Annotated in this window: 5 protein-coding genes; 1 reads left to right on the forward strand and 4 read right to left on the reverse strand. The window is 53.5% G+C overall.

Annotated elements, in window-relative coordinates; all coding sequences use genetic code 11:
• Window positions 1-24 precede the first annotated feature (24 nt).
• The 3 genes from GEI7105_RS0121135 to GEI7105_RS0121150 all read right to left on the reverse strand — a co-directional run bounded on the left by GEI7105_RS0121135 (window position 25) and on the right by GEI7105_RS0121150 (window position 4,744).
• Window positions 25-1,311: a serpin family protein gene (locus tag GEI7105_RS0121135; protein ID WP_017662408.1), complete on the reverse strand. Its 1,287-nt coding sequence runs from the start codon at window positions 1,309-1,311 to the stop codon at window positions 25-27.
• The gene (locus GEI7105_RS0121140) at window positions 1,308-2,189 is read right to left on the reverse strand and encodes a metallophosphoesterase (protein WP_017662409.1); all 882 of its coding nucleotides are present in this window, start codon (window positions 2,187-2,189) and stop codon (window positions 1,308-1,310) included. The genes GEI7105_RS0121135 and GEI7105_RS0121140 overlap by 4 nt, the downstream gene beginning before the upstream one ends.
• Before the next feature lie 407 nt (window positions 2,190-2,596).
• A complete protein-coding gene (locus tag GEI7105_RS0121150; protein WP_026097839.1) occupies window positions 2,597-4,744 on the reverse strand; it encodes a polyribonucleotide nucleotidyltransferase in 2,148 nt (715 codons plus the stop codon).
• Window positions 4,745-5,041: 297 nt separating this feature from the next.
• On the opposite strand from GEI7105_RS0121150, the gene GEI7105_RS0121155 reads away from it, so the two are divergent.
• The gene (locus GEI7105_RS0121155) at window positions 5,042-6,367 is read left to right on the forward strand and encodes a peptidylprolyl isomerase (RefSeq protein ID WP_017662412.1); all 1,326 of its coding nucleotides are present in this window, start codon (window positions 5,042-5,044) and stop codon (window positions 6,365-6,367) included.
• Window positions 6,368-6,569: 202 nt separating this feature from the next.
• On the opposite strand, the gene GEI7105_RS31730 is transcribed toward GEI7105_RS0121155, so the two are convergent.
• Window positions 6,570-7,262 (reverse strand): ATP-grasp domain-containing protein, encoded by a 693-nt coding sequence (locus tag GEI7105_RS31730; RefSeq protein ID WP_017662413.1) that lies wholly within the window; start codon window positions 7,260-7,262, stop codon window positions 6,570-6,572.
• Window positions 7,263-7,446: the final 184 nt, after the last annotated feature.

Raw genomic sequence — 7,446 nt, forward strand, 5'->3', positions numbered from 1 at the left:
GTATCGAGAACGGTCGAACTCGCGTCACGATCGAGGGTTGACGACGGTACCGAGAAATAAAATCGCGTTGGTTTCCGTATCGCAGATGGCAAAGAAAAAGGGGCGATCGAAAACGATTTCTTGCGGAGCGGCTCGCGTTCCGATAATTGCCGTGACAGCGGCCGCTTCCGTTCCTCGTTCGTTCACTTCAACGTAGGTTTTTTGCTTGACGAGATCGATCCAGAATCCATCCGAGACGATGTTAGAAAAATCTGCATCGTTTCTAAATATACTCTCGAGTCCTGCGGATTGGAGTGCTTCGTTGAGTTGTGCGTCGCTATCGAGACGAAAACGAGGAAAACCCACCACGATCGCTCGAGAGTACTGCGAGTCGAACGACTCGAGCCAAGCGTTCCAGTTTTCGAGGGTGAGTTGGCGGTAGAAATCTGCCAGCGTTTTGTTTTCGTGGGGGAGAAACGCATACATGACGATGCGTTCTGAATCGCCATAGGGAAGTTCGATCGCTTGAAAGAGATCGGTTTGCAGCGATCGAAACATATTCTTTTGGAACATCATCGGATGTTCGATTTGCCCGCCGTCGGCGAGAGCGAACGATCGCTGTTCGGTTTTATCTTCGTCGAACGGAAGCGTCCAACCCCCGAGAAAATACAGGGCGTTGGTGAGAACGACGACTGGAGGCGGATCGAGATCGCGGGGGGTTAACAGATTCTGAATGCGGTTTTGGGTGGCGGCGGCCGCCCAGTCGTTAATCTGTTCGACGGCGATGGTAATTTGTTGAAAGTCGATCGATTCGAGGGTCGCTCGATAAACCGTTCGAGCGATTTCGAGGAAAGTGGGGTCGAACGCTTCTCCTTCTTGTCCCCAAACTGCATTGGCCAGATCGAGGGTGTAATCCGAGTCGAGCGCCTCGAAGGAAGTTAAAAGGGTATCGTAGTAACCATCGACCTCTTCAGGCGTCAATCCGGCATATCCCAACGCGAACGCCATATCTGTTTGGGTTTGCGATCGCGCCCCGCGATAGAGCAGTCCCAACAGCACTGACAAACTCGTCGGAGAGAACGCTGCGTTTTCAGTAGGGCGATCTCGGGCAACGGTCGAAAAGACTTGCAACCCCAAGCGGGTGTTTGCGTTCTCGATCTGTCGCATAGCTGGCGTTGTCGATCGCGCGATCGACGTATCGACGGTGCGATCGAGATCTCGAGATGGAGGAGGTTCGGACGCGGCGATCGAGCCAAAGGCGATCGAATGCACGAGGTTACACGCGAGGGCTACCGACAGCCATCGCCCGAACAGAAAGAGTTTACGAGTCATTGTGAAAACAAGACAACATCTCGATCTTTGACTTCGAGCGATCGCTCGAGTTTCGGTTCGAGGGTGAATACCGTAAGTTCCGGCCAACAGAACAACCGTCCGGGGAAATAGGTTCCCAAACCGCGATTGACATAAAGTAAGTTCTCGCCGACGCGGTGCAGTCCCAAGGCGTGTTCCCAATGCTCGACGACTTTCTTACATTCAGACAAATAAGGGACGAAGCGGCGCAGCGGTTTCGGGACGATTTGGCGCATGGGTTCGAGGGCTAACGCCAGCGGTCCGATACCGGGAACGACAATTTGTCCGCCGTGAGTATGTCCCGAAAGGATTAAGTCCGCTCGCCACCGTTGTAACACTTCAGCGCTATCGGGGTTGTGGGAGAGTACCAAACGCGGGATCTCCGAGGGAATCGAGGCAAACAGCGAGGCTGGCTTAAAATCCCGCGCCCAGAGATCCGGAAGTCCTACCAGGGCGACACTGTCGCCGAAGGGATAGGCGACCTGGTTCCAGAGGACGTGGATACCGATACTTTCGAGGGCTTTCGTGACTACCGCTTTCGATCGCCGTCGATACAAATCGTGATTTCCCAAAACGGCGTACACCCCAGCGCGACTTTCGAGGCGTTTGAGGTGTCGGACGAGTTCCCAAGCGGGTTCGGGATCGGTGGTCACGTAATCGCCCGTCAGGACGACGAGATCCGGTTCTTGCTCGTTACAAACAGAAATAGCGCGATCGAGCAGGCGATCGCTCAAACGCAGTCCATCATAGTGTAAATCTGACAGTTGGACGACGCGCATCCCGTGTAAATGAGGGGGAAGAGCTTCGATGGCGATCGCCAGACGTTCGACCTGTAAAGGCCCAGAAAAAACGCTGTGCATTGCTTACCGCTCGACGCAAAAGACCGTTGACTAGATTCACTGTCCATTTTTGACAGCTCGACGACCATTTGCCAACCCCTTTTACAACGAACAGCGAACAGTGAAGCGTAGGGTGCGTGACTTGAAAAATCCGGTGTCGAACCTGAAACCGAGAAATCGTCACGCACCGACCCTGTATACCGCCAACAGACAAAGGTGCGTGACTTGAAAAATCGGGGGTCGAACGCGAGACCGAGAAATCGTCACCCACCGCCGCCACCCACCCCGCACTCGGGACGCAAGATGCCCCAAACGCAAAATTCCCAGGTTTCCCTGGGAACCGCGACTTTAGAAGACCAGGAAAACGGGAGTCAAGAGAGCAGCGTCACGCTCTTCTCCCCCTCTCCCCCTCTCCCTTTCTCCCCCGGCTAGATAGCAGCGGCTTCGCGGGCTGCGGTGGCTTCGTCGGGGTGGATGCCGAGGCGGGTGAGGTTAATGCGATTTTTGTTGTCGATGTCGCGAACCTTCACGATCACTTCGTCGCCGACAGATAACTCGTCTTCGACCTTACCGATGCGGTAGTCGGCGATTTGGGAAATGTGAACCATTCCTTCCTTACCGGGGGCGATTTCCACGAACGCCCCAATGGGAATGATGCGCGTGACGCGGCCGAGGAAGACTTCTCCGGCTTCGATTTTGCGGGTCATACCCTGGATAATGCGGCGGGCGCGGGTGGCGTTGGTGCCGTCCATGCCGGAAATCGTGACCGTTCCATCGTTGTCGATGTCGATTTTGCAACCGGTTTCTTCGGTGATGCCTTTGATGGTTTTTCCGCCGGGGCCGATAACCAAGCCGATGAGATCGGGGTCGATTTTGAGGCTGTACAGGCGAGGGGCGAAAGGCGACAAGTCAGGACTCGGCTGGTCGATGGCTTCCATCATCTTGTTCAGGATGTGGAGTCGCGCCGGAAGTGCCTGTTTGATGGCGTCAGCCACGACATTTAAGGGCAGCCCGGTGATTTTCATGTCCATTTGCAAGGCGGTAATGCCGGAGTCAGTCCCAGCCACCTTGAAGTCCATGTCGCCGAGGAAGTCTTCGATGCCTTGGATGTCGGTGAGGATGCGAACTTCGTCCCCTTCTTTAATTAACCCCATTGCCGCACCGCTGACGGGTTTGAGGATGGGGACGCCCGCGTGCATCAGCGAGAGGGTCGAACCGCACACCGACCCCATCGAGGTCGAACCGTTGGAGGAGAGAACTTCCGAGACGACGCGGATGACGTAGGGAAATTCTTCTTTCGACGGCAAGATGGGAATCAAGGCCCGTTCGGCTAAGGCACCGTGGCCGATTTCCCGGCGTCCGGGCGATCGCATGGGGCGCGTTTCGCCGACGGAGTAAGGGGGGAAGTTGTAGTGGTGCAGGTAGCGTTTTTCTTCTTGGGGGTGCAAGTCGTCCAATTCTTGGGCGTCGCCGGGAGTTCCCAAGGTGGCCAAGGACAGCACTTGCGTCAGACCCCGGTTAAACAGGGCGCTACCGTGGACGCGGGGCGAAAGGAGGCCGACTTGGCAGGAAATCGGTCGCACTTCGTCGAGTTTGCGTCCGTCAACCCGCACGCCGTCTTCGACGATTTGAGCGCGCATGAGTTTTTTGGTGACGCTTTTGAAAACGTTGGAGAGAACTTTGGCGTTTTCAGCGATGGTTTGACGGATGGGGTTTTCTTCCTCGAGTTCTTCGATTTTGGCGGCGATTTCTTCTTTGACGCCATCGAGAGCTTCGTCGCGACTGTTTTTGTCGTGGTCGAAGTTGCTGAGGATTTTTTTGACGGGTTCCGTGGCGGCGTCGCGGACGTAAATTTCGAGGGTATCGTCTACTTCCGGCGGTTCTTCGGTGACTAAGCCGATACCGAGGTCTTTCATCAGTTCCTCTTGCGCCGCAATGAGGTCGCAAGCGGCTTCGTAGCCGAAGTCGATCGCTTCGATGATGTCTTGTTCGGGGAGTTGGTTCGCCCCAGCTTCGACCATGACTACGCCTTCTTTAGTTCCGGCGACGACGAGGTCGAGATCGCCCGTGCGAATTTCTTCAAAAGTGGGGTTGATGATGAAGTCGTCGCCGAGCAAGCCGACGCGAACTCCTGCCATCGGACCTTTAAAGGGAATTTGCGCCAAGATCGTCGAGATCGAAGCCCCCGTGACGGCGAGAACGTCTGGGGGAACGTGTTCGTCCATGGCCAGGGTCGTGGCGACGATTTGAATGTCGTCCCGCAACCACTGAGGGAACAACGGACGCATCGGGCGATCGATCAACCGACTGGTGAGGGTGACTTTTTCGGGAGGACGACCTTCTCGCCGCAAAAATCCGCCTGGGATTTTCCCACCTGCATACAGTCGTTCTTCGTAGTCTACGAGCAGGGGGAGAAAATCAATGCCTTCTCGGCCGCTAGACCGGGTTGCGGTCACTAGAACTGCTGTATCGCCAGATTCGATTAAGACGGAGCCACCAGCTTGTGGAGCGAGTAATCCAACTTTTAGTCGAATATCCCGTCCGTCGAAGGATATTGACTTTTCCATTGCGTTCATGCAGGACTTCAGTTCCAATATGTTTCTTCTTCTTCTTCTGTGGCAATCGTAACACCCTTTTACAGTCACCAGTCACCAGTCACCAGTCACCAGTCACCAGTGAAGACAGCAAACAGATAACTGTTTCTCCCCTTCTCCCCCTCTCCCCTTCTCCCCTTCTCCCCCTCTCCCCCTCTCCCCTTCTCCCCGGCTCCCCGGCTCGAGGAACTCAAACGTGGGGGGTAGCGTCGGAAGACGTAAAAGCATGGATAATCGAACGCGGACAGTACATAGGGATTTAGCCCAGCAGATCGATTGATGGTAAATTTTTCTCCTCTCTCGGGTTCGGCGACGGCGGTGATGGTCGTAGACGGTCAGCCCATCGAAATCTTTCTCGACGGCGCGAACGCACCGATTACGACAGGTAATTTTGCCGATTTGGTGGAACGGCGGTTCTACGATGGTGTGACGTTTCACCGGGTCGTTTCTAATTTTGTGGCGCAAGGGGGAGATCCCAACAGCCGCAATCCGAATTTTCCGCCGGAACTTCTCGGCCGGAGTGGGTTTATCGACCCAGCAACGGGACAGGAACGCGAGATTCCTCTCGAAATTAAGCCGGAGGGAGCGGAGAGGCCGCTTCTCGGTTTGACGTTGGATGAAGCTGGCATTAATGCCGATCCGGTGTTGAAAAACGAGCGGGGAACGATCGCGATGGCGCGGACGACCGACCCGAATTCGGCCTCGTCTCAGTTTTATTTTAATTTAAGAAATAATTCTCGGTCTTTGGATGGGGATTATGCGGTTTTTGGCGAGATTCGGAACGGGTTGTCTGTGATGGATACGATCGCTCAGGGCGATCGCATCGAAGCGGCTCGCATTGTCGATGGCATCATACCGTCGCGAGCGTCGGCGTTTCTGACTCCCGAACCGCTGAATTTTTATGTCAACCGCCTCAATCGCGCCAGTTTGCCCCTCGGATTTCAGGTGTTGACCGACAACGCCGATAACCTCACGATCGATAATGCTCTGAGTGCGGCGAATCCTTCGGGATTTATCGGGTTTGGGGGCAACGACACCATTACGGGTTCGGCGATCGACGACGTGCTGTATGCGAACAAGGGTGACGACGTACTCGCGGGAAATGGCGGAGACGACTTGTTACGCGGCGGTCAGGGGAACGATTTCCTCAGCGGTGGCGACGGAAACGATATCGCCCACGGTAACATCGGGGTCGATACGATTTCTGGCGGGACGGGGAATGATTTTCTGCGCGGCGGACAAAACGAAGATTTGATTCTCGGCGAGGATGGAGACGACGTGCTGCTCGGCGATCGCGATAAGGATACGCTAACGGGTGGAACGGGAGCCGACCGTTTCATTCTGCGGACGGATACGGACGCCGGACAACGCGATCCCAATGCGGTCGATGTTATTACGGATTTCAACAGTGCGGAGGGCGATCGCGTCGTCATTGCTACCCAAGCGACGTTAAACGACGTTCGTTTCCTCCAGTCAGGAGCAGATGTCTTGTTGCAGTTGAGTAACAACGACTTTATCGGACTGGTTCAGAATACGTCTCCGGCTGCGGTTCAGGCGGCGACGACGATCGTTTCACCGTTCGATTTGGGATTGGCGATCGGTTAGGTTTTCCTCGATCTTTCCTTGTGGGTTGGGGTCGGATTTCGGCCCCATTTTTTTGAGAGCGAATAATGCAGTAAAAATCCCTAGAGAAGCGAGATGAATTTTGACGAAATTTTGTAAGGTTTGCTGGTGTGCTTCGGTGAGAACGAACCACTGAGGAAAATAGTTTTTTTAATTTTTATATTAAAAAAACTATACACAATGTTTATTTTAAGAGTTTTTGTGATAAGACTTCTACAAGGCGATCGCAACTCCAGCCCGTTCGATCGGAAACTTGTCCGTCACCAATTTCGACGATCCTCAATACTCCGTCAGTTCTCTGGGCGATATCGATGGAAAAGAAAGGGCTTTGTATCCTTTTGGCGGCAAACCATACGGGTTCGGGACAAGGTTTGCGATTGGGTGAAAACGGTTCTCCTTCGATCGCAAAATAGCGAACTTCTGTATGAGGAACGAATTCTTCAAAACGACGAATACACAAACCTCCTTCAATTTCGCCTCGCAATCTCATCATTTCGTCGATAATTTTTGGAAGTTCGTGAGAGTCGGTAATCACCGAGCCGATAGAAGTTTTAACAGACTTGACAAAGTCTTTGATAAAATACTTGTTCCATGCTAAAGATTCTAGAACGTTTTCAGCAGTTTCGAGATCGGCGATCGCCACGGTTTCTGGAGTATATAAAGAGAGGCGATCGTACCAGTTTGGCAAGTGATGTGTCGCGAGATAGCTACTTGATGATGTAAAGAGTCGGGCATTTTTTTGAAGAACTAACAACTCAAATGTTTGATAGTCTTCTTTTTTGAGCATCCAGCCGCGATAGAGAACAGTTTCTTTTTCTTCTAGATATGCCGTGCCAGGATTTTCTGTTGCTGAATGCGTACTAATTGAAAAGCCCATTTTACGAAATGCTTCAGCTTCCTCTGAATCTGAGAGGGTGACAACATAGCTAGACCCCCTGCCTCACAAGGGATAGAGCCTCTAGCCCTCGTTGAAAATGGAGAGATTTGTGAGGCTTCAACGCCATGAGCGCCAACATCCAATCTCTCCAGAGCAGCAGGGATTGACTCCAAGCATAACCGGA

The organism is Baaleninema simplex PCC 7105, assembly GCF_000332355.1.
Lineage (GTDB): Bacteria > Cyanobacteriota > Cyanobacteriia > Cyanobacteriales > Geitlerinemataceae > Baaleninema > Baaleninema simplex.

Coding starts and splice junctions, on each gene's coding strand:
- GEI7105_RS0121135 (WP_017662408.1), bottom strand. CDS start 1,311: ATGACTCGTAAACTCTTTCTGTTCGGGCGATGGCTGTCGGTAGCCCTC.
- GEI7105_RS0121140 (WP_017662409.1), bottom strand. CDS start 2,189: ATGCACAGCGTTTTTTCTGGGCCTTTACAGGTCGAACGTCTGGCGATC.
- GEI7105_RS0121150 (WP_026097839.1), bottom strand. CDS start 4,744: ATGAACGCAATGGAAAAGTCAATATCCTTCGACGGACGGGATATTCGA.
- GEI7105_RS0121155 (WP_017662412.1), top strand. CDS start 5,042: ATGGTAAATTTTTCTCCTCTCTCGGGTTCGGCGACGGCGGTGATGGTC.
- GEI7105_RS31730 (WP_017662413.1), bottom strand. CDS start 7,262: ATGGGCTTTTCAATTAGTACGCATTCAGCAACAGAAAATCCTGGCACG.